The sequence below is a fragment of the Pseudoduganella dura genome (assembly GCF_009727155.1).
Lineage (GTDB): Bacteria > Pseudomonadota > Gammaproteobacteria > Burkholderiales > Burkholderiaceae_D > Rugamonas > Rugamonas dura.
In genome coordinates this window covers 2,904,567-2,927,110 of sequence record NZ_WNWM01000002.1, presented here as the reverse complement: position 1 = coordinate 2,927,110, position 22,544 = coordinate 2,904,567, and the positions used below count along the sequence as shown (strand labels likewise).

Annotated in this window: 17 protein-coding genes and 1 tRNA gene; 10 read left to right on the top strand and 8 right to left on the bottom strand. The window is 64.8% G+C overall.

The genetic code is table 11. The annotated features are described in order from the left end of the window. Positions 1 to 72: 72 nt before the first annotated feature. Both GJV26_RS12780 and GJV26_RS12775 read right to left on the bottom strand, forming a co-directional pair. Positions 73 to 1,194, bottom strand: a complete 1,122-nt coding sequence (locus tag GJV26_RS12780; protein WP_155709135.1) for a beta-ketoacyl-ACP synthase III — start codon at positions 1,192 to 1,194, stop codon at positions 73 to 75. A 154-nt stretch (positions 1,195 to 1,348) separates the two neighbouring features. Further along, positions 1,349 to 2,779: a S41 family peptidase gene (locus GJV26_RS12775; RefSeq protein WP_155709134.1), complete on the bottom strand. Its 1,431-nt coding sequence runs from the start codon at positions 2,777 to 2,779 to the stop codon at positions 1,349 to 1,351. Positions 2,780 to 3,099: 320 nt separating this feature from the next. Here GJV26_RS12775 and GJV26_RS12770 point away from each other — a divergent pair, with 320 nt between their 5' ends. The 3 genes from GJV26_RS12770 to GJV26_RS12760 all read left to right on the top strand — a co-directional run bounded on the left by GJV26_RS12770 (position 3,100) and on the right by GJV26_RS12760 (position 8,102). Continuing rightward, on the top strand, positions 3,100 to 3,657 hold the full coding sequence (locus GJV26_RS12770; RefSeq protein ID WP_189441740.1) for a hypothetical protein: 558 nt from the start codon (positions 3,100 to 3,102) through the stop codon (positions 3,655 to 3,657). A gap of 210 nt (positions 3,658 to 3,867) precedes the next feature. After that, on the top strand, positions 3,868 to 5,916 hold the full coding sequence (locus GJV26_RS12765) for a M13 family metallopeptidase (protein ID WP_371866466.1): 2,049 nt from the start codon (positions 3,868 to 3,870) through the stop codon (positions 5,914 to 5,916). A gap of 143 nt (positions 5,917 to 6,059) precedes the next feature. Further along, complete coding sequence (locus GJV26_RS12760) at positions 6,060 to 8,102, top strand: M13 family metallopeptidase (protein WP_155709133.1); 2,043 nt, start codon at positions 6,060 to 6,062, stop codon at positions 8,100 to 8,102. Between the two features lie 165 nt (positions 8,103 to 8,267). Here GJV26_RS12760 and GJV26_RS12755 read toward each other — a convergent pair whose 3' ends face one another. Continuing rightward, positions 8,268 to 8,858, bottom strand: coding sequence for a c-type cytochrome (locus GJV26_RS12755; protein WP_155709132.1), 591 nt, complete (start codon positions 8,856 to 8,858; stop codon positions 8,268 to 8,270). A gap of 251 nt (positions 8,859 to 9,109) precedes the next feature. Between GJV26_RS12755 and GJV26_RS12750 the strand changes: the two genes are divergently transcribed. From GJV26_RS12750 to GJV26_RS12720, 7 genes are all read left to right on the top strand, one after another. Further along, positions 9,110 to 9,185 (top strand) — tRNA-Arg (locus GJV26_RS12750). Positions 9,186 to 9,777: 592 nt separating this feature from the next. Further along, entirely contained in the window at positions 9,778 to 11,067 is a 1,290-nt protein-coding gene (locus GJV26_RS12745; RefSeq protein ID WP_155709131.1) for a nucleotide sugar dehydrogenase, read from the top strand. Positions 11,068 to 11,087: 20 nt separating this feature from the next. Continuing rightward, complete coding sequence (locus GJV26_RS12740) at positions 11,088 to 12,134, top strand: SDR family oxidoreductase (protein WP_155709130.1); 1,047 nt, start codon at positions 11,088 to 11,090, stop codon at positions 12,132 to 12,134. A gap of 69 nt (positions 12,135 to 12,203) precedes the next feature. Continuing rightward, on the top strand, positions 12,204 to 13,607 hold the full coding sequence (locus tag GJV26_RS12735; protein WP_155709129.1) for a TIGR03013 family XrtA/PEP-CTERM system glycosyltransferase: 1,404 nt from the start codon (positions 12,204 to 12,206) through the stop codon (positions 13,605 to 13,607). A gap of 31 nt (positions 13,608 to 13,638) precedes the next feature. Further along, positions 13,639 to 15,681, top strand: a complete 2,043-nt coding sequence (gene prsK / locus GJV26_RS12730; RefSeq protein WP_308807628.1) for an XrtA/PEP-CTERM system histidine kinase PrsK — start codon at positions 13,639 to 13,641, stop codon at positions 15,679 to 15,681. Positions 15,682 to 15,763: 82 nt separating this feature from the next. Next, the gene (gene prsR / locus GJV26_RS12725) at positions 15,764 to 17,134 is read left to right on the top strand and encodes a PEP-CTERM-box response regulator transcription factor (RefSeq protein WP_189441824.1); all 1,371 of its coding nucleotides are present in this window, start codon (positions 15,764 to 15,766) and stop codon (positions 17,132 to 17,134) included. A 14-nt stretch (positions 17,135 to 17,148) separates the two neighbouring features. Further along, entirely contained in the window at positions 17,149 to 18,363 is a 1,215-nt protein-coding gene (locus GJV26_RS12720) for a VanZ family protein (protein ID WP_155709128.1), read from the top strand. Between the two features lie 134 nt (positions 18,364 to 18,497). On the opposite strand, the gene GJV26_RS12715 is transcribed toward GJV26_RS12720, so the two are convergent. Genes GJV26_RS12715 through GJV26_RS12695 form a run of 5 tightly spaced genes read right to left on the bottom strand, consistent with a single transcriptional unit; the run spans position 18,498 to position 22,544 of the window. Further along, positions 18,498 to 19,214, bottom strand: coding sequence for a tetratricopeptide repeat protein (locus GJV26_RS12715; protein WP_155709127.1), 717 nt, complete (start codon positions 19,212 to 19,214; stop codon positions 18,498 to 18,500). Next, positions 19,208 to 20,494, bottom strand: a complete 1,287-nt coding sequence (locus tag GJV26_RS12710) for a glycosyltransferase (RefSeq protein ID WP_229419277.1) — start codon at positions 20,492 to 20,494, stop codon at positions 19,208 to 19,210. Before GJV26_RS12710 ends, GJV26_RS12715 begins: the two co-directional genes overlap by 7 nt. Then, positions 20,491 to 21,435, bottom strand: coding sequence for a hydrolase 1, exosortase A system-associated (locus GJV26_RS12705; protein WP_155709126.1), 945 nt, complete (start codon positions 21,433 to 21,435; stop codon positions 20,491 to 20,493). The genes GJV26_RS12710 and GJV26_RS12705 overlap by 4 nt, the downstream gene beginning before the upstream one ends. After that, positions 21,425 to 22,282, bottom strand: coding sequence for a hydrolase 2, exosortase A system-associated (locus GJV26_RS12700; RefSeq protein ID WP_155709125.1), 858 nt, complete (start codon positions 22,280 to 22,282; stop codon positions 21,425 to 21,427). The genes GJV26_RS12705 and GJV26_RS12700 overlap by 11 nt, the downstream gene beginning before the upstream one ends. Positions 22,283 to 22,295: 13 nt before the next feature. Further along, positions 22,296 to 22,544, bottom strand: coding sequence for an acyl carrier protein (locus GJV26_RS12695; RefSeq protein ID WP_130186740.1), 249 nt, complete (start codon positions 22,542 to 22,544; stop codon positions 22,296 to 22,298).

Here is a 22,544-nt window from a genome sequence, read left to right as displayed (position 1 = left end):
TGCAGTGGCCCGCGGCGACCTGCCACGTTCGCCGCCCCGGCATCCGGAACGGCGCGACCGGATGCGGCGCCGTCAGATCCTGCGCACGACGACGCTGCCGATCGAGTAGCCGGCGCCGAACGAGCAGATCACGCCATACGCGCCGGCCGGCAGGTCGTCCTGGTGCTTGTGGAAGGCGATGATGGAGCCGGCCGAGGACGTGTTTGCATAGGTATCCAGTACCACCGGCGCTTCATCGGCCGTGGCATCGCGGCCCAGGATCAGGCGCGCGATCAGCTGGTTCATGTTCAGGTTGGCCTGGTGCAGCCAGTAGCGGCTGATCTGTTCGACCTGCAGGCCGGCGCTGGCGATCGAGTTCTTGATCATCTCGGCCGCCATCGGGCACACATCCTTGAACACCTTGCGGCCCTGCTGCTTGAACAGTTTGTCGGGCTGGCCCACGCCGGCGTCGTCGAAGCGGTTCATGAAGCCGAAGTTGTTGCGGATGTTGTTGGAGAATGACGTTTTCAGCTTCATGTCGACGATCTCGAACTGGTGCGCCGAGTGCGCCGCGTCGGCCGCTTCGATCACGATCGCCGTGCACGCGTCGCCGAAGATGAAATGGCTGTCGCGGTCGCGGTAATCGAGGTGGCCGCTGGTGATCTCGGGGTTGAGCACCAGCACGGCGCGGGCCTGGCCGGTCTGCACGGCGGTGGCGCCGGTCTGGATGCCGAACGTGGCGGAGGAGCAGGCCACGTTCATGTCGAACCCGAAACCGTCGATGCCCAGCGCCTGCTGCACTTCGATGGCCATGGCCGGGTAGGCGCGCTGCATGTTCGAGCAGGCCACGATCACCATGTCGATATCGGCCGGCTGGCGGTTGGCGCGGGCCAGCGCATCTTTCGCCGCGGCCACGCAGATCTCCGCCTGCAGCGACAGCTCTTCATTGGAGCGCTCGGGAATGCGCGGCGCCATCCGCTTCGGATCGAGGATGCCGGCCTTGTCCATCACGTTGCGCGACTTGATGCCCGATGCTTTCTCGATGAACCCGGCGGAAGACGGCTCCAGCGCCGTGACCGTGCCGGCCGCGATGGCGGCGGCGTTTTCCGCATTGAACAATTCGACGTAGGCGTTGAACGCTTCCACCAGTTCTTCGTTCGAGATTGCATGCGGTGGCGTGAATAGCCCGGTACCGCTGATAACGGCTTGTTTCATAAACAAACTTTCGAATTCGTTAAGGGCGCAAGCGCCGCTGAGGCGCTGATTCTACCCCAAGATTCAGGTGGGAAACTGCGGGGAAACGGCATCGAAAGGCGACGGAAAAAACGGCGCACCCGGCGCCGTCGCTGACCTGCCCCGCGGCAGGCGATCACTTCATGGCCGCCTGCACGATCGCCGATTCCGGCCTGGCCGTTTGCACCGGCAAGCCTTTCAGGTGGTTGAGGGCCTGCGCCAGCTGGAAATCCTCGCTGCCGCCGTATTCGAGCGGCTTGCGCTTTTTCTCCAGCGCCAGGATGCGCGCCTGTTCTTCCAGTTCGTCGCGGCGTTCCTTCGACGCTTCCGCTTCGCGGTCGTTCGCCAGGTGCCGGGTCAGGTCGGCCTCGCGCATGCGCAGCGCGTTCAGGCCGTCGCCATCGGCGTATTCATTCACTTTCAGGTCGGGTGCGATGCCCTTGGCCTGGATCGCGCGCCCGTGCGGCGTGTAATAGCGCGCCGTGGTCAGTTTCAGCGCCGTGTCGGCCGTCAGCTGGCGGATCGTCTGCACCGAACCCTTGCCGAACGTTTGCGTGCCGATGATCGTGGCGCGCTTGTAATCCTGCAGCGCGCCGGCCACGATCTCGGATGCGGATGCCGAACCCGTGTTCACCAGCACCGCCAGCGGCACGCGCTTGACGGCCTCGGGCAGCCGCGCCAGCGGGTCGCTGTCGCTGCGCAGCGAGTAATATTCGGCGCGGGCATAGTAGACCTGCTTCGAATCGGTCAGCTGGCCATTGGTCGACACCACGGCCGCATCCTTCGGCAGGAACGCGGCGGCCACGCCGACCGCGCCCTGCAGCACGCCGCCCGGATCGTTGCGCAGGTCCAGCACCATGCCCTTCAGGTTGGGATCCTGCCGGTACAGCTCGGTGATCTTGGCGGCCAGGTCGTCCACGGTGGGTTCCTGGAACTGCGCCACGCGCAGCCAGGCATAGCCCGGTTCGATGATCCTGCCCTTGATGCTTTTCTGGAGGATCTCCTCGCGCACCAGGCTGAACGTGAGCGGTTGCGGTTCATCTTCGCGCAGCACCGTCAGCGTGACCTTGCTGTGCGGCTCGCCGCGCATTTTCTTCACCGATTCATCGAGCGACAAGCCTTTGAGCGGTATCGAATCGAGGCGGGTGATCAGGTCGCCGGGCTTGATGCCGGCGCGGTAGGCGGGCGAATCCTCGATCGGCGCCACGATGCGGATATAGCCCCCTTCGCTCTGCGCGATTTCGATGCCCAGGCCCACGAAGCGGCCCTGCGAACCTTCGCGCAGTTCGGCATAGGCTTTCTTGTCGAGGTAGGCCGAGTGCGGGTCGAGCGAGGCGACCATGCCGGAGATGGCCTCGGTCAGCAGTTTCTTGTCCTCGACCTGCTCGACGTAATCGGACTTGATCAGGCCGTAGACATCGGCCAGCTGGCGCAATTCTTCCAGCGGCAGGGCAGGTTCCGCGCGCTGCGCCATTGCGGAAAACTGCAGTGAAACGGCAATGCCGGCCACGACACCCACGCCGATCAGCCCGCCGCGATTGAGTGCTGCCTTCAGTTTCTTGCCCATGTTGTTGCCCTTCAAGACACGCAGCGCTCACTCGACCGCCGCTGGCCCAGTATAAACCCGAATTCCGGCGAGTGTGGCGGCCGGCGTGAGCCGCCGCACGGGCTTTACCATGATTTACCGGCTGCGCAGATTCCAGTTTTAACACGCCGCAAACATTGCGGTTATTGATGACTTGTACGACTGCGTTAATGAGAGTAAGTAAATGTAAGAATGCCGGAATGACACGAAATCGCGTCCTACACTGGGCCCGTATTTCTCTCTACCCTGAAGTGGTTTTAGCCTGCGCCCCAAGCGCAGGCTTTTTTTTGCATGGAGCATTCATGAACACGTTGAAGAAGGGCGCGGCCGCGCTGGCCGCCGCGCTGCTGGTGGCCGGCACCGCATTCGCATTGCCGATGGCGGAGATGCGGGCGCAGGATCTGCTGATGATGGCGCCGGCACTGAAGGAGGCGCTGAAGCTGAACGCCAACCAGCAGACCTTGTGGCAGCAGACCGAAGGCCGGACGCGCACCCTGCTGCGCGAGCGGCAATCGCGCACGGAGAAAATGCAGGCCGCCGCATTGCAGGCCCTGCAGGGCAAGAACGTCGAGCTGCGCGAGCTGACCGGGGCGCTCGACGCGGAGAACGCCGCCGAGGCCGCCGAAGAAAAGCAGCTGCGCGAATGGTGGCTGACGGTGAACGACGCGCTCGACGAAAGCCAGCGCGGCGCGGTGGCCGTGTTCCTGGCGGAGCAGTTGCAGCGCAAGCCGGAAGGGCCGGGCACCGGCGGCGGCGGCGCGCCGCGCGGCGAGGGCGGCGGTCATCGCGGCGGTCCGGGCGGCGGCGGAAGTGGCGGCGGCATGGGCGGCATCGGCGGCGGCATCAATATCGGGCGCTGAGCCTGCCGCAGGGCCCGTTGACAGCGAATGGCCCGGCGTGGCCCGGGGCGGGGGTGCGCACGGCGGCAACCTCGTGTACGCTAACGGGCTGGCGCCGCGCACCGGCATGCAGGATGCGGGCTGGTCCGTCCGGAGCAGGCGCCCAAACACCCAGTGCAACCCGGGAACGGACCCCACGAAGGACCGCTCCCTCAACGAGAAAGCGGCCACGTGAAACGACACCTCCTCTCCACCCTGATCTTTTCCCTGTATTGCTCCCAGTTTGCCGCGGGCGCCATGGCGGCTGATGCCGCAGGCGGCAGCGCCCTGTCTTCCGGTATCGAAACGGAGCACATGGACCACGGCGTGCGCCCGCAGGACGACTTCTTCGAGCACCTGAATGGCGGCTGGCTGAAGACGGCCGAGATCCCGGCCGACAAGGCCAGCTGGGGTTCGTTCATGAAGCTGCGCGACGACACGCTGCCGCAGCTGCGCGGCATCATCGAGGAACTGGGCAAGAAGAAAAAGCTGCAGGGCGACGAGCAGAAGATCGCCGACCTGTATGCCAGCTACCTGGACGAGAAGAAGCTCGATGCGCTGGGCACGAAGCCGCTGGCCGGCGAGCTGGCGCGCATTGCCGCCGTGAAGGACAAGTCGGCGCTCCCGGCGCTGGTGGCGCACCTGAACCGCCTGGGTGTCGTGACGCCGTATGCCGTGCGCGTTTCGCAGGATGCGCGCGAATCGTCGCGCTACGCGGCCTACGTGGCGCAGAGCGGCCTGGGCTTGCCGGACCGCGATTACTACCTGAAGAAGGACGATGCCAAGCTGGCCGACGCGCTGGCGAAATACGAGCTGCACATCGCGAAGGTGCTCACGCTGGCCGGCGGCAAGGATTCCGCGGCGCAGGCGAAGAACATCGTGGCGCTGGAAACCGCGCTGGCGCAGGCGCAGTGGACGAAGGTGGAGAACCGCGACCCCGTCAAGCGCTACAACAAGGTATCGATCGACCAGTTGGCCGGACTGGCGCCGGGCTATGACTGGCAGGGCACGCTGGCCGCTTCCGGCGTGGCCGGCAAGACGGATTACGTGATCGTGATGCAGCCCGGCTACCTGCAGGGCTTCGTCAAGGCGCTGAACGACACCGACCTGGCCACGTGGAAGTCGTACTTCACGTGGCAGCTGCTGCGCGATGCGTCGCCTTACCTGTCGAAGCCCTTTGCCGATGCGCACTTCGCGTTCTACGGCACCGTGCTGACCGGCGTGACGGAACAGCCGCCGCGCTGGAAGCGGGGCGTGGGCGTGGTGGAAGGCTCGATCGGCGAAGGCCTGGGCCGGCTGTACGTGGCGCGGCATTTCCCGGCCGAGCGCAAGGAACGGATGGAAAGGCTCGTCGACAACCTGCTGGTGGCCTACCGGCAGAGCATCGACACGCTGGACTGGATGAGCCCCGAGACGAAGAAGGAAGCGCAGGCCAAGCTGGCCAAGTTCACGCCGAAGATCGGCTACCCGGACAAATGGCGCGATTATTCGACATTCAAGGTCGTCAAGGGCGACCTGCTGGGCAACCTGCGCCGCGCGGCCGAGTTCGACTACGACCGCAACATCAACAAACTGGGCCAGCCGATCGACCGCACCGAGTGGGGCATGACGCCGCAGACGGTGAACGCCTACTACCGCTCGACCACGAACGAGATCGTGTTCCCGGCCGCGATCCTGCAGCCGCCGTTTTTCGATGCGAAGGCCGACGACGCCGTCAATTATGGCGCGATCGGTGCCGTGATCGGCCACGAGATCAGCCACGGCTTCGACGATTCGGGCAGCCAGTCCGACGGCGACGGCAACCTGCGCAACTGGTGGACCGACACCGACCGCGCCAATTTCAAGGCGAAGACCGACCGCCTGGTGGCGCAGTACGACGGCTACAGCCCGCTGCCGGGCTACAACGTCAACGGCAAGCTGACGCTGGGCGAGAACATCGCCGACAACTCGGGCCTGGCGATCGCGTACAAGGCCTATAAACTGTCGCTGAACGGGCAACCGGCGCCGGTGATCGACAAGCTGACCGGCGAGCAGCGCTTCTACATGGGCTTTGGCCAGGTGTGGCGCTCCAAGATGCGCGAGGCGCAGCAGATCGTGCAGGTGAAGACCGACCCGCATTCGCCGGGCCGCTTCCGCGCCAACGGCACCGTGGTCAACCAGCCGGGCTTCTACGAGGCGTTCGGGGTCAAGGAAGGCGACAAGCTGTACCTGAAGCCGGAAGAGCGCGTGATCATCTGGTAACACGGCTTGGCAAGCCGCCTGCGGGCACGGCGAAAAGACCACAGGCCGTGGTCTTTTCGCCATTGCCCAAAGGCGGGTATGGTATTGTCGACCGACCGGCATCCGTCCGGTCAAACCCATCGTCCAAACAAGAGGGAAATACCTTGAAACGACACCTGTTAAGTGCATTAACGCTCGGCCTGTTGGCCGGCGTCTGCGGCGTTGCCGGCGCGGCCGACAAGGCTCCGACCAGCAAGGCCGCATCCGGCATCGCGATCGAGTATGTCGACCCATCCGTGCGCGCCCAGGATGATTTCTTCGTCCATACCAACGGCAAATGGCTGGCCACCACCGAGATCCCGGCCGACAAGTCGAGCTGGGGTTCGTTCGCCAAGCTGCACGACGACGTGCAGCCGCAACTGCGCAAGATCATCGAGGATGCCGCCGCCAGCGCCAGGGATGCGGACCAGCAGCGCATCGGCGACTTCTACGGCAGCTTCATGGATGAAGCGCGCGTGGAACAGCTGGGCATCACGCCGATCAGGGACGAGCTGGCGAAGATCGCCGGCCTGGCCGACAAGAAGGCGCTGCCGCAACTGTTCGCCGAATTCAACCGCTACGGCGTGACGGCGCCGATCGGCTTCGCGATCCACCAGGACAACAAGGATTCGACCAAGTATGTGGCCGATTTCTTCCAGGACGGCCTGGGCCTGCCCGACCGCGATTACTACCTGAAGAAGGATGACGCGAAACTGGCCGACGCGCTGGCCAAGTACGAAACGCACGTGGCGAAGATGCTGACGCTGGCCGGCGACGCGAACGCCGCCGCCAATGCGAAAGCGATCGTGGCATTCGAGACGGAGATCGCGAAAATCCAGTGGAGCAAGGTGGAACTGCGCGACCCGGTGAAAGCGTACAACAAGTACGACATCGCCAAGGTCGGCGAGCTGATGCCGAATTTCGACTGGAACGCCTACCTGGCCGCCACCGGCGTGCAGGGCAAGGCCACGTACGTGATCGTCAGCCAGCCGACCTACCTGCAGGCGCTGGACAAGGTGCTGGCCGATACGTCGCTGGACACGCTGAAGGCGTATGCGCAGTGGCACGCGATCCATGAGGCGGCGCCTTACCTGTCGAAGGTGTTCGTCGACGAGAACTTCGCGTTCTACGGCACCACGCTGTCCGGCGCGACCGAGAACCGCCCGCGCTGGAAGCGCGCCGTCAGCTCCACGGAAGCCGCGGTGGGCGAGGCGATCGGCAAGGTCTACGTGCAGCAGCATTTCCCGCCAGAATACAAGGCGCGCATGGAAGTGCTGGTGAAGAACCTGCTGACCGCGTTCAGGCAAAGCATCAACACGCTGGACTGGATGACCCCGGCCACGAAGAAGGAAGCGCAAGCCAAGCTGGCCAAGTTCACCACCAAGATCGGCTACCCGAACAAGTGGCGCGACTACTCGGCGCTGACGGTCAAGCGCGACGACCTGGTGGGCAACGTGCAGCGCGCCAGCGAGTTCAACTACAACAAGGAGTTGAACAAGCTGGGCAAGCCGATCGACCGCGACGAGTGGCTGATGACGCCGCAGACCGTGAACGCGTACTACAACCCGGAAATGAACGAGATCGTGTTCCCGGCCTCGATCCTGCAGCCGCCGTTCTTCGATCCGAAGGCGGATGACGCGGTCAACTACGGCGGCATCGGCGCCGTGATCGGCCACGAGATCAGCCACGGTTTCGACGACCAGGGCGCCCAGTACGACGGCGACGGCAACCTGCGCGACTGGTGGAGCGCGGCCGACCACAAGAACTTCAAGGCCAAGACTGGCCAGCTGGTGGCGCAGTACGGCGCCTACAGCCCGCTGCCCGGCTACAACGTCAACGGCGAGCTGACACTGGGCGAAAACATCGGCGACAACTCCGGCCTGGCGGTGGCTTACAAGGCCTACAAGCTGTCATTGAAGGGAAAGAAGGCGCCGGTGATCGACAACCTGACAGGCGACCAGCGCTTCTACATGGGCTGGGCGCAGGTATGGCGCATGAAGATGCGCGAACCGGCGCAGATCGTGCAGATCAAGACCGATCCGCACGCGCCCGGCCAGTTCCGCGCCAACGGCACGATGCGCAACCAGCCCGGCTACTACGAAGCGTTCCGCGTGAAGTCGGGCGACAAGATGTACCTGGCACCGAAGGAGCGCGTGATCATCTGGTAAGCAAGCGCAAGCGCGTGAAGCACGAGGCCGCCCGATTGGGCGGCCTTTTTGTTTCCTGAAACCGGGGTCTGACCCCGGTTTCAGGAAATATCGCTTTGGATCAGGTGCCGCACCGCCGATAAAAAACCGCCCGGCGGGCGGTTTTTCCGCAAGTGCGGAACCCGGTCAGCCTTTCGGCGGCTGGGCCGCTTCGGCGGCGGCGGGAGCGGTGGCAGGTGCTTCCGCGGCGGGTGCGGCAGCATTGGCGGCGGGCGCTTCCGGTTCCTTGAACTTGGCGCCGGACTGGTTTGCCATGAACACGACGGCGCGGGCCACTTCCACGTCGTCCAGGTCCGGATTGCCGCCCTTGGCCGGCATGGCGCGCAAGCCTTCGACCGCATGCTTGAGGACCGTGTCGTAACCCTGGGCGATACGGGCCGCCCACGCGCCGCTGTCGCCGGTTTTCGGCGCGCCGGCGATGCCGGCACCGTGGCAGGCCTGGCAAGTGGAGGTGTACACCGCCTCGGCGGTCTGCAGCACCTTCGGCGCGCTGGCATCCTTGAAGGTGAAGCCTTCGTCGGCAACGGGTTTCAGCCGTGCGGCGACGGCTTCCGGCGACATGGCGTTCGAGCCGGCGCCGGTGAGTTGTTGCTGGGTGACGAACTGCACCAGCAGGATGATGCCGATGATGGTGACGAGAAAGAAGGCGATGACGGCTGCTGCGAGTTGCTTCGGAGTCCGGATGACGGATTGGTGCTCGTGGTGTGCGTCGCTCATGATTTCCTTAGTACAAGTGCTGGTTGGCCAGCGTTAATGTTGTAAACATCGGGGTACTTGGGCAGGGCAGACTTCTCGCCGAGAAACCGGCTGATTATAGTCCCAAAAATATGAAGCGGGAAACAACTCGGCCGTGCCGGAAATGGCCTGGTATCGCCTGTCTGCCGAGGATGCCGCAATCCCGCGAAGCAAAATACTTGTGCTTTCGGATAGACGTGCGGCGGGAAAGCCGGTATCCTTCGGTTCTCCGTGCGGCTGTAGCTCAGTGGATAGAGTATTGGCCTCCGAAGCCAAGGGTCGCTGGTTCGATCCCAGCCAGCCGCACCACCCCCGCCTTGCCGATCCTTTCAGGGTCCCTGCTTTCCATTTCCGATCCTTGATGGTCATTGTCGGCGTCTGCTGCCGTCGGGAATTACTGCATTTTCAGCTTCATATCGTGAATGAATGCCGTGGTCGGGTGTCCTCGCCCGGCGATATTGCGCGGGCACGCTTCCCGCCGTCTGTCTCCGTCCAGGCTGAAGAGAAGTAACTTCATGCACAGATCTGCTTGGCTGAACAGTGCTCGAAGAGCGTAGCGTTACAGCAAGTCGATGCGCGAGCGCAACGGTTTGACTATTTTCCTGCCAGTTCGACAATTTCTTACATTCTTTATTGTCAATAAGGTTATGCTTTCGGGCATTGCCTTGTTCGCCTTCACGCTCTTCATTGCAGCGAACCTTGCGCTAGCGCTGTGTCGTGATGACGTTGCCACTGTAAAATTTAGTCGTATCATTTCTGCAATTTTTGGTAGAAAATACGTTACCAATTGCTGAGTGTGCACGTTGCCAACTTTACGTTCTTGTTATCAATATTGTACTAATTAAATTTTTGATATATAGTTGGCATAATCACAAATCGTAATTCTCGAACGGAACCCGATATGGAAAACGATCAAGTCGTTGCAGTAGTGGGACTGGGCTATGTGGGGCTGCCCCTGGCAGTGGAGTTCGGCAAGAAGCGAACGACGATCGGTTTTGACCTGTCGGAAACGAAAGTCGAGAATTACAAGCGCTTCATCGACCCTACCGGCGAAGTGTCGACGGAAGACCTGAAGGCGGCGAAGTTCCTGTCGGTTACCACCGACCCGGCTGCGCTGGCGCAGGCCGATTACATCGTCGTCGCCGTGCCGACCCCGGTAGACATCGCGCACAATCCCGATTTCGGTCCGCTGATCGGCGCATCGACCAGTGTCGGCAAGCATCTCAAGCGCGGCGCCATCGTTGTTTACGAATCCACCGTGTATCCCGGCGCCACCGAGGAAGTGTGCATTCCGATCCTGGAAAAGCAATCCGGCCTCAAGTGGAAAGAGGATTTCCACATCGGCTTCTCGCCGGAGCGGATCAATCCGGGCGACAAGCAGCACACGCTGACCACCATCCTGAAGGTCGTGTCCGGCGACGACGCGCCCACGCTGGAAGCGGTTGCCAGGCTTTACGAATCGATCATCACCGCCGGCGTGTATCGCGCCTCGAGCGTGAAAGTGGCCGAAGCGGCGAAAGTCATCGAGAACACGCAGCGCGACCTGAACATCGCCCTGATGAACGAGCTGGCGATCATCTTCGACAAGATCGGCATCGACACGCTCGAAGTGCTGCAGGCCGCCGGCACCAAGTGGAACTTCCTGCCGTTCCGCCCGGGCCTGGTGGGTGGCCACTGCATCGGCGTGGACCCTTACTACCTGACACACAAGGCCGAGATGGTCGGCTACCACCCGCAGGTGATCCTGGCCGGGCGCCGCATCAACGACGGCATGGCCAAGTTCGTGGCCGAGAAAACGGTCAAGGAAATGATCGCCACCGGTTGCCACGTGAAGGGTGCGAAGGTCAACGTGCTGGGGCTGACCTTCAAGGAAAACTGCCCGGACCTGCGCAACTCGAAAGTGGCCGACGTGGTGGCCGAACTGCAATCCTACGGCCTGGACGTGCATGTCTACGACCCGGTTGCCGATGCCGGCGAGGCGATGCACGAATACGGCATCAAGCTGGAGAGCTGGGAGTCGCTGCCGCGCGCGGATGCCGTCGTTGCCGCGGTGTCGCACAAGGAATTGCTGGCGTTGTCGCTGACAGACCTGGCGTCGAAACTGAACGATGGCGGCTGTTTCATCGACGTCAAGGCGCAGTTCCCGCTGTCCGGCCTGCGCGAAGCCGGCTACGCCGTCTGGCGCCTGTAAGCGCCGAATAACCTGGAGGCATGCGCGCTGTGAGCAAGTTCGACGACGTGACGAAACACCTGCGCGGGCGGCAATATCGCTGGCTCGTGACGGGTGCTGCCGGTTTTATCGGCTCCAACCTGGTCGAAGCACTGCTGAAACTCGGCCAGCGCGTGACGGGGCTGGACAATTTCGCCACCGGGCACCAGCACAACCTCGACCAGGTGCGCGAAGCCGTCGGCGCGCAGGCCTGGGCGGCCTTCCAGTTCATCGAAGGCGATATCCGCAACGCCGATACGTGCGTGCATGCCTGCGAAGGCACCGACTTCGTGCTGCACGAAGCGGCGCTGGGTTCCGTCACCCGCTCGATCGAGGACCCGCAGCGCACGCACGATGTGAACGTGACCGGCTTCGTCAACATGCTGGTGGCGGCACGCGATGCCAGGGTCAAGCGCTTCGTGTATGCCGCTTCCAGTTCCACCTACGGCGACCATCCCGGGCTGCCGAAGGTGGAGGATACGATCGGCAAGCCGCTGTCGCCGTATGCCGTCACCAAATACGTCAACGAGCTGTATGCCGAAGTGTTCGCGCGTTGCTACGGCGTCGAAACGATCGGGCTGCGCTACTTCAACGTCTTTGGCCCGCGGCAGGATCCGCAGGGTGCCTATGCCGCCGTGATCCCGCAATGGGTGGCGGCGATGATCGGCGATCGCCCGGTATTCATCAACGGCGATGGCGAGACCAGCCGCGATTTCTGCTTCATCGACAACGTGGTGCAGGCCAACCTGCTTGCCGCGCTGGCCACGGCGCCGGGTGCGGCAAACACCGTCTACAACGTGGCGCTGAACGAACGCACAAGTCTCAACGGGCTGTATCACATGATGCGCGACCTGTTGCAGGAGCGTTTCCCGCACCTGCAGGGTGCACAACCGCAATACAAGAACTTCAGGGCCGGCGACGTGCGCCATTCGCAGGCCGACATTACCCGCGCGCGTGAATTACTGGGCTATGCGCCGACGCATGACATCGCCGCCGGACTCAGGGAAGCAATGGAGTGGTACGTGCAACACCTGGCGATCGCCAGCTGAAAAGTGGTTCCACGAGCCGCATCCGACGGCAAGGGAATAAAAACTAGGTGTACGCCCTGGGGGGTAAAAATGTTGAAAATCTCCAACCACTACATATCCAAGGTAGTGTTCAGCCTGCTGTTCCTGGAAGTCCTGATCCTGATCGGCTCGTTCTATGCAGGAGCCGGTTTGCGGATCTTCGACGGCGACGAATTCGTGCTGCCGAAGCTCGACCACTTCTTCATGTCCGCGTGCGTGTTCGCGGCCGCGATCGTATTCTCGATGAGCGCGCTGGGCATGTACCAGGTCAAGGTCAGCGAAGGCTTGCGCAATCCATTCTTCCTGCAACTCATGCCCTCGTTCGCGATGGGTTTCTGTATTCTCACGCTGATTTTCTACATGGCGCCGGACCTTTACTTCGGCCGCGGCATCCTGATCCTCGTGTTCTGCATTTCCGGCACCGGCATCGTGCTGGCACGAATGGTGTTCCTGAAAAGTTCCGAACTGTCGATACTCGAGTCGCGCATCCTCTTCATCGGTTGCGGCCAGCTGGCCAAGGAATGCGGCGAACTGGCCACGCGCGGCGGCAGCTACCACAGGTACCATATCGCCGGCTACGTATCGGTGCCGGGCGAGGACGTGAGCGTGGCACGCGAACGGCTGCTGGTGCTCGAGTCGGGGAAGTCGCTTGTGCAGCTGGCGCAGCAGCATCGGGTCAGCGAAATCGTGGTGTCGGTGCAGAACCGGCGCGGCGGCACGTTTCCCATCAAGGAGCTGCTCGACTGCAAGCTGTATGGCATCAATGTGACCGATTCGACCACATTCTTCGAACGCGAGACATGCCAGATCCGGGTCGATTCCGTGCAACCGAGCTGGCTGGTGTTCGGTGGCGGTTTCGACCAGAGCTGGGTGCGCACGTTCATGAAACGCAGCTTCGATGTCGCCGCCAGCCTGTTGCTGCTGCTGGTAACGCTGCCGCTGATGCTGCTGACGGCGCTGGCGATCTACATCGAAGACCGCGCACCGATCTTTTATTCGCAGGAGCGGGTGGGCAAGGACGGTAATGTGTTCCGCGTAATGAAATTCCGCAGCATGTTCACCAACGCCGAGCAGAGCGGCAAGCCGCAGTGGGCGGCCAAGAACGATCCCCGCATCACCCGCGTGGGCAACATCATCCGCAAGCTGCGGATCGACGAGCTGCCGCAGATCCTGAACGTGCTGAAGGGCGAAATGAGCTTTGTCGGCCCGCGGCCGGAGCGGCCGTACTTTGTCGAGCAATTGACCGAGCGCGTGCCGTACTACAACATGCGGCACAGTATCAAGCCGGGCATCACCGGCTGGGCGCAGGTGCGCTACGGCTACGGCGATTCGGTCGAGGATGCGGTGCAAAAACTGCAGTACGACCTGTACTACGTGAAGAACAACAGCCTGCTGCTCGATGTGCTGGTGCTGATCGATACCATCAAGGTGGTGATGTTCCGGGGAGGCCGCTGAGCGGCCCCGGGCAGCACGGCCGCGCGGGGTCATGATGCCGGTCAGTACCGCTTCCTTCAGTTACGCCAGCGCTGCGCTGGCGTTTGTGTTCCTGTGCCTGCCGTTGCTGACCCGCTGGCGCGGCCGGCCGCATACGCGGCTGTTCGCCGTTGCATGCGCCGCGATGGTGCCATGGAGCGCGACGATGATCGGCCTGGCATACGACGCCGTGCCGGCCATGGCGGCAGAGCTGGCCGAACTGTTGCGCGATGCGGCCTGGACCGCTGTGCTGCTGGCGATGCTGGGCCAGTTGCGGCCGGCGGGCGGCGCGCGGCGCCGCAGCAGCATGCTGGTATTCGCCGTGGGCCTGTATCTGCTGCTGCTTGCCGTGACGTTGGCCGAGGCGGCCCTGCCGGCCGGCCTGCGGTTCCAGGTGACGGTGATCGGCCGGGTCGGCGCCGCGGTGCTGGGCATGCTGCTGGTCGAGCAGTTGTACCGCAATACCGGCACGCAGGGGCGTTGGGCGATCAAGTTCGCCTGCCTGGGCCTGGGCGGCATCTTCGTCTATGACTTCTACATGTACAGCGACATGCTGCTGTTCCGTGAGCTGAACCGCGACCTGTGGGCCGCGCGCGGCATCGTCAACGCGCTCACGGTGCCGCTGCTGGCGCTGTCGTTGCTGCGCAGTGCGTCATGGACCGGCCACTTCGCGGTGTCGCGCCGGATGCTGTTCCACTCGGCGGCGCTGATCGGTTCCGCCTTCTACCTCCTGGCGATGAGTTCGGCGGCCTATTACCTGCGCTTCGTGGGCGGCAGCTGGGGCTCGCTGATGCAGCTGGTGTTCCTGTTCGGTGCTTCGATGCTGCTGGTGGGGGTCCTGTTTTCGGGCAGCTTCCGCGCCTGGCTGAAGGTCTTCATCAGCAAGCATTTCTACCGCTATAACTATGACTACCGCGAGGAGTGGCTCAGTTTTACGCGCACGCTGTCGCATCCGGGCCCGGGCCTGGGCGAACGCACCATCCAGGCATTGGCCGCGCTCGTGGAAAGCCCCGGCGGCACGCTGTGGATCCGGCGTGGCGAACGTTGCGAGCCTGTCGCATACTGGCACACGGCGCCGGTCACGGATGTCGAACCGGCCGACTCGCCGTTCTGCCGCTTCATCGAGGAAAAGCAGTGGGTGGTGGACCTGGGAGACCCTGTCACCGGCGAGCCGGTGCTGCTGCCGGCATGGCTGCGCGGTTTCCCGCGCGCGTGGCTGGTGGTGCCGTTGATGCTGCACGGCCGGCTGCTCGGCTTCACCGTGCTGCAGCGGCCGCGCAGCGCCGTGGCGCTGAACTGGGAAGTTCTGGACCTGCTGAAGGTGGCCGGCACGCAGGCGGCCAGCTACGTGGCACAGCAGGAGGCCGACAACGCGCTGATGCTGGCGCGCCAGTTCGATTCGTTCAACCGGCTGTCGACCTTCGTCGTGCACGACCTGAAAAACCTGGTGGCGCAGCTGTCGCTGCTGACGGCCAACGCGGAAAAACATCGCGACAATCCGGAATTCCAGCGCGACATGCAGGATACGGTAAGCTATTCCGTGCAAAAGATGAAACTGATGCTGCAAAAGCTGAGCCGTACCGCCACGCCCGAGCATGCGCGGCCGCTAGCGGTGGACCAGTTGCTGACCGGCGCCGTGGCGCTGAAAGCGGCGTTCGAACCGAAACCGGTGCTGCAGGTGAACCAGCCTGGCTTGCGCGTGCTGGCCGATGCCGAGCGCCTGGAGCGCGTGCTGGGCCACCTGATCCAGAATGCGATCGAGGCGACGCCGCGCGACGGCCGGGTGTGGGTGCGCGTCGACGGCACGCCGGACACGGTGACGATCGAAATCGGCGATACCGGGCAAGGCATGAGCGACGAGTTCATGCGCGAGCGCCTGTTCAAGCCATTCGATTCGACGAAGTCGGCCGGCATGGGCATCGGCGCCTTCGAGAGCCGCGAATACATTCACGAGCTCGGTGGCCGGCTCGAGGTGCGCAGCGCGCCGCAGCAAGGCACCACGTTCACCGTGACCCTGCCGCTGTACCGCGCGGACGCCATCGGCGCCGCCGCCTGAACCGATCGCCGGCGCAGGCAAGCTGGAACAAGCAGGCTGGAATAAGCAGAGATAACGCCGGGAACCCGGCAAGAGGACTGTTGTGACGCAAACCAAACCGAAGCTGTTGATCATTGAGGACGATCCCGGCCTGCAGAAGCAGTTGCGCTGGAGCCTGGACGCCTACGACGTGGTGGTGGCGGGCGACCGCGATGCGGCGCTGGCCCAGCTGCGCCGGCACGAACCGGCGGTGGTGACGATGGACCTGGGCCTGCCGCCCGATCCGGATGGCGCCACCGAAGGCCTGGCCACCCTGGCCCAGATGCTGGCGCTGGCGCCGGAAACGAAGGTGATCGTCCTTACCGGCAACCAGGACCGCGGGCACGCCGTGAAGGCGATCGCGATGGGTGCCTACGATTTCCACCAGAAGCCGTGCGATCCGGACCTGCTCAATCTCGTGATCCAGCGCGCTTTCGTGCTGCACGGGTTGCAGCAGGAGCATCGCCGGCTGCAGCAGGGCCAGGCCGACTCGCCGCTGTCCGGCGTGATCAGCCGCGATCCCGGCATGCAGAAGGTCTGCCGCAATATCGAGAAGGTGGCGCCCAGTTCCGCCACCGTGATGGTGCTGGGCGAAAGCGGCACCGGCAAGGAAGTACTGGCACGCGCATTGCACCAGCTGTCGCCGCGCGCCAAGGAGCGCTTCATGGCGATCAACTGCGCGGCAATCCCCGAAACGCTGCTCGAATCGGAGCTGTTCGGCTACGAGAAGGGCGCCTTCACCGGTGCCGCCAAGCAGACCAAGGGCAAGGTGGAGCTGGCCAATGGCGGCACCTTCTTCCTCGACGAAGTGGGCGACCTGCCGATGGCGCTGCAGGCCAAGCTGCTGCGCTTCCTGCAGGAGCGTGTCATCGAACGTGTCGGCGGCCACGAGGAAATCCCGGTCGACGTGCGGATCATCTGCGCCACGCACCAGAACCTGAAGGCGCTGGCCACCACCGGCAAGTTCCGCGAAGACCTGTATTACCGCCTGTCCGAGATCGTGCTGACGATTCCTCCGCTGCGCGACCGTAATGGCGACGCGGTGTTGCTGGCGCAGCATTTCAAGAACCGGTTCTGCGCCCAGGAAGGGCGGCCGACGCTGCATTTCGCCCAGGATGCGCTGGCGCAGATCGCCCGCCATGAGTGGCCGGGCAATGTGCGCGAGATGGAAAACTGCATCAAGCGGGCCGTTATCATGGCCGATGGCCCGGCCATCACGGCCGACGACCTGGGCCTGGGCCTGGGGCCCGTCGAGGATGAGCCGCTGAACCTGCGCCAGGTGCGCGACGAAGCCGAGTACAAGGCGATCGTCAAGGCGCTGGCGCGGGTGGATGGCAATATCGTCAAGGCGTCCGAGCTGCTCGGCGTCAGCCGCCCCACGCTGTACGACCTGATGGACCGCCACGCGATCCGGCCCGCGGCGGCCCCGGCCTGATCCGGCGGACACCGATGGGTTTTCTGCTGCTGCTGTATGCGGTCCTGCTGGTGTACGGCAGCTGGTATCCGTTCGCCTGGGGCGAGCCGCCGGCACCGCCGTTCACGTTCCTGCACACGCTGCCCACCTATCTGGACAAGGGCGATATCGTGCAGAACGTGCTGGTCTACATGCCGTTCGGCCTGCTGGTCGTGGCCTGGTGCGGCAGGCGCCTGCCCTTCATGGCGGCGCTGCTGCTGGCTGCGCTAGGCGGAACGGCGCTCAGCCTGGGCATCGAAACCGCCCAGCAATACCTGCCTTCGCGGGTGCCGTCGGTAGTCGATGTGGCGATGAATTTCGGCGGCAGCGTCATCGGCGCATTGCTGGGGGCGCTGGTGAGCCGCCGCACGTTGCCCGGGGCCACGCTGCTGCGCCTGCGCGACGCCTGGTTCCGCCCCGGCGCGCTGGCCAGCACCGGCCTGATCGTCATCGGCCTGTGGATGCTTTCGCAAACCACCCCGCTGGTGCCGTCGCTCGATATCGCCCAGCTGCGCAGCAAGCTGGGTTACCTGTACCGTTCGCTGACGGAGCCTTACCCGTTCAGCCGGGGCAAGCTGGCCACGCTGTGGTGCTACCAGGTGGCGCTCGGCATCCTGCTGTGCACGCTGTTGAACGCGGGCCGGCCACTGCTGCGGCCCTACGTGCTGCTTTTGGCGTTCGTCTGCGGCGGCAAGCTGCTGGTGGTGGGGCGCGTGCTGTCGCTGGAACTGGTCGCGGCGGCGCTGCTGGCGGTTCCGGCGCTGGCGCTGGCACGCCGGTTGCCGCCGCGCGCGCTGGCGGCAACCGGCGTGGCGCTGCTGGCGGCCGGGCTCGTGATTTACGAGCGGATGGCGGGCGACGCGGCGGTCTACCAGGGCACCTTCAACTGGATCCCGTTCGAGGGCCAGATGAACGACATTTCCGGCCTCGAAAACATCCTCGAGTTCCTGTGGCCGCCGATGGCAATGGCATGCCTGCTGCGGCAGGCGCTGCCATTTCACAGGCAGGATGCCGGTGCGGTCCTGGGTACCGTGCTGGTGGCGCTGGGATTGTTCGTGCTGGAGTGGCTGCAGCAGTCGCTGCCGGGACGGTATGGCGACATCACGCAGGTGGTTCTGGCATGTGTCGGCTGGATCATACCCTGGTGTGTGCGGATGCGCGGTGCGCGGCCTGCCGTGCCGGCGCGCCGCGCCGCGGCCGGGCAGGGATGATGCCCGCCGACGATATATGTAACGATGACCGCGTAACGATGACCGCGCAACGATGACCGCGCAACGATGACCGCGCAATGATGATCGCGCAACGGTGACAGCGCAACGCTCATCGCACGACGATCTTGCAGCACCTACCGCGCCGTGGTCTCCGGAGCGCTCTTCGCGGCGGATGCATCATCCTTGCCGCCAGCCTCGCCATCATTGGCCGGCAACGGCTCCACCTTGCCGTCCCATTTGCGGGCACCGACCAGCATGTTGCGCAGGCCGTCGAACGGGAAGTCGTGCTGGTACGCCTTCCTGGCATGCTGCACGGCCAGCTCATACTGCTTGGCGCGGAAATACGCGATACCGAGGTTGTAGTTGATGGACGGGTTGTCCGGCGCCATGCCGTGGGCCTTCTTCAGGAGCGGCATCGCGCGCGCTTCCTGCCCCGCGCCGTACAGGTACTTGCCGTAGGCACCCCAGGCCATCCCGTCGTCCGGCTTGAAGCGCACGGCGCGTTCGAAATAGCATTCGACCGGGTACTTGGCGCCGGGCAGCTGGTTGACCTTGGCACGCGCGGCCGCCGTCGCCATCGACGTCAGCGCCTTGACATGGTTGGGAAAGGCGCGCAGCGTGTAATCGAGGTCGCCGCCGACCGTGCCGGTATTGCCCCTGACGCCGGCAGCCACTTCCTCGGTGTAGTGCGCCGATTCCACCAGGTACAGCGAATCGGGCGGCGGCTCGCGGTAGTCGAACGGGCCGAAGCCGTTGGTCAGCTCGCCGCAATACGGCTTCGCGCCGGCGGCGGCGGCCGCCAGCAGCAGTACCGCCGGCAGCAATTTCCGGTTGCATTTGATAGTCAGCATGCTTCGCTCGTTCCTTTTACCTGGGCGCTGGACATGGCCACCGTCACCTGGTCCAGCAGGCGCGCCAGTTCGGCGGTGCGGGCGCGCCGGGAATTGGCGGCCACGGCCTCGTCGGACGCCAGCGGCGCGCGGCCCGCTTCGGCCAGGTCGAGAAAGCGCAGCAGCGCGGTGCCGATGCCGGCCTTGTCGTCCAGCGGGCCGATCGTGTCGATGCCGGCGTGGCGCAGCGCGGCGGCGGTGTCGCCGATCGCATCCGTCAGCGCCAGCACCGGGCGGCGCGCACGCAGATATTCGTACAGCTTGGCGGGAATCTGGTGATTGCAGTTGGTGGCCTGCAGTACGAGAAGGCCGTCCGCCCCGAGCATTTCGGCCAGCGCATCGCGGTAGGCGATGTGCGGCGCCAGGCTGACGATGTCGCCGATGCCGAATTTTTCGATCAGCGGAATCAGGTAGCTGTCGTGGGCGGTGGCGCGCAGCACGATGCGCAGGCGCTTCGCCGTCACGGCGCCAATGGCCTTCAGCTCGGCCAGCGCTTCGAAGAACGGTACCGGATCGCGCTCGGACGGGTAGATGATGCCGCTGTGGATCAGCGTAAACGGCCGGCCGGCGACGGGAGCCACCGGTTTCTGCAGCGCCGCGGCATTGGCGAAGTTTTCTTCGTCATAGCCGTTTTCGATCAGCGCGAAGCGGCTGGCGGGAATGTCCGGGAAACGTTTTGTATAGGTGACGATCGCGCCAGGCGTGGTGCACACGGCCAGCGCGCAGTTGCGAACCGTCTTTTCCTCGATCCAGCGGTAGAAGCGGCGCGTTACCGGGTCGGCGGGATAGTCGACGTCCGTCATGGGATCGCGCAGGTCGGCAATCCACGGCAATCCCGTCAGCTTGTGCAGCGCGAGGCCGATCAGCTTCGCGCTGGCGATCGGATACGTGGTCCAGATCACCTGCGGCTTGTACTTGCGAACCATCCGCAGCCCGGCGGGGATCGCGCCCAGGCACCAGGTCACCCAGCGGTCCGGCAGGGCCATCCAGCCCACGTAGCGGCCACGCACGGAAAGATGGCGCGACGTATCGAGCGCGAACGCGCGGTGCACGATCGCTTCCTTCGGGATCTCGGCCAGCTGGTCGTTGCCGCTGTTGGCGTACGCCCGCGGGCTGGCGGACAGCACCAGCGGCTGCCAGCCGTGCTGCGGCAGGTACTGCGAAAACTTCAGCGTGCGCTGGATACCGCTGCTGCCGCGCATCGGCGGATAGTGATAGGCAATCATCAGCACGCGGTTCATGCATGCGCTCCGGTTTCCCGCGGGCCGTTTTCCCGTGGCCCGGTTTCGCCAACCCAGTCCGCGGTCCACGCTGCCACCTGGTCGCGCCATTCGCGGCGCGAGAACGTATGATCCGCCGCCGGCAGCGTACGGCGCTGCACGCGCGGCGCGGCCAGCAGCTTGCGCCACTGGCGCGAGGCCTTCACCATGTCGAGAAACTCCTGCGCCGTCAGGTCGGCGCCGCTGATGATCAATAAAATCGGTCCGTCGAACCCTTGCCAGCCGGCCTGCATGCGGGCATGCAGATCCGGGCTGGCGGGCATTGCCGGCGTAGCGACAGGTGCCGCCGCTGCCGCTGGCACGGTGGAGGCCGGCACCTCGGCGGCGCCTGCCCGCGAGGTGCGCAGCAATCCCGCAAACGAGCGCAGCGCCTTGCCGAATTCGAACTGGCCGGTGGCGATCTTTTTCCACAGTGCCGGCTGCAGCAGCCGCTGCACGTAATAGTGCTTCAGCGTGGCGCGCGCCAGGCCATCGGCCGTGCGTGCCCACGGGTTGAGCAGCACGAGGCCGGACACGCGGCGGTCGTGCCGCGCATAGAACAGCGCCGCGCTGGCCGCATCGCACAGGCCCCAGATCACCACTTCCCGCAGGCCCGGCACGGCGGCCATGAAGCGGTCGACGGCGGCGCGCAGGTCGGTGTCGACATCCTCGAAATTGCGCGCCGGGCCGCTGCTGTCGCCCATGCCGCGGTAATCGAAGCGCATGGCCGGGATGCCCCGCGCGGCGAGCGCCCGGGCCAGCAGCGCGAATTGCCGGTGGCTGCCGGCGCGGTATTGCGGGCCGCCGACGACGATCAGCACGCCGCGCTGCGCGGCAGGCGAGGCTGGCGCGGCGGGACTCAGGATCGCCGTCAGCCATTCATCCGCGCAAGGGAACGCCAGCGCCTGTTCGTCAGGCTGCATGGCAAGGCTCGCTGATTGCCTGCACGGTGGCGTCGAGCAGTGCCGGACACTCGGCGATTTCCTGGGTGGCCCAGAACTGCGGACCGGCGACGACGTGGGTCGCCACGGTGGCGCCGCCCGCGCCCAGCGCCGCCGCCACGCGCGCGGCGGCCGGCGACAACGGGCGGCCGCTTTCCGCGGCGATCTCGAACCAGTGCACCGGGCAGGCCGGCGGCGTGAATTGTTCCGCCGCGCGCGCATCGATTGCCAGCGCAAGGGCGGGAGCGAGCGTGTAGCCGGCGATTTCCAGCGGCTCGCCGGCGGCGAGCGATTGCCTCAATGCCGCCGTGCCGCCGCTGCCGCTGTTGCCATCCTTGCCATCGCTCAGCATCCGGCTGGCCACCTTCAGGCGCAGGAACTGCGTGAGGAACTGGCCGCCGCCGGTTACCGGCTGCCACAGCAGCAGGCCGGGCAGCGGGCGCGTTTGCGCCACATCGAGCGCGAGCAGGGCACCGAGGCGCAGGCCCCACAGGCCGGCCGCGCAACCGCTCTCCTGTTCGAGCCAGGCCAGGGCGCGGCGGATGTCATCCTGCCAGATATCCCAGCGCGCGTCGGCGAAATCGCCGGCGCTGTCGCCGCAGCCGTACAGGTCCAGCTGCAGCACGGCATGGCCCTGCCGCGCCAGCGCGCGCGCCTGCAGCGCGGCCATGCGGCGCGATTTGTTCATCTCCTCCGCGAACGGGTGGATGTAGAGCCATGCGCCGGCAGGCGAATGGCCAGCGGGAGCATGGTACAAACAGAAACGCGCCGCCGCGCCGCCATCCAGGAAGAATGGCTGCGCAGGCGGCGCGGCGGCGATGGGGCTCATGTCAGGCGTGCACTCAGGCGGTCAGTTTGTGCTTCACGAAGGCGGTCAGGCTGCCCAGCGTGGCAAAGGTTTCGGCGCTGATCTCGTCGTCGTCGACGGCAAAGCCGAACTGCTCTTCCAGCGCGCCGATCAGCTGCACCACCGCCATCGAATCGAGTTCCGGGATGCTGCCCAGCAGGGCGGAATGCTCGTCCAGCGAGCGGCCGGCGGGGCCGAGGGCGAGGACGTCGATGACAATCTGCTTTACTTCGTCGAGATACAT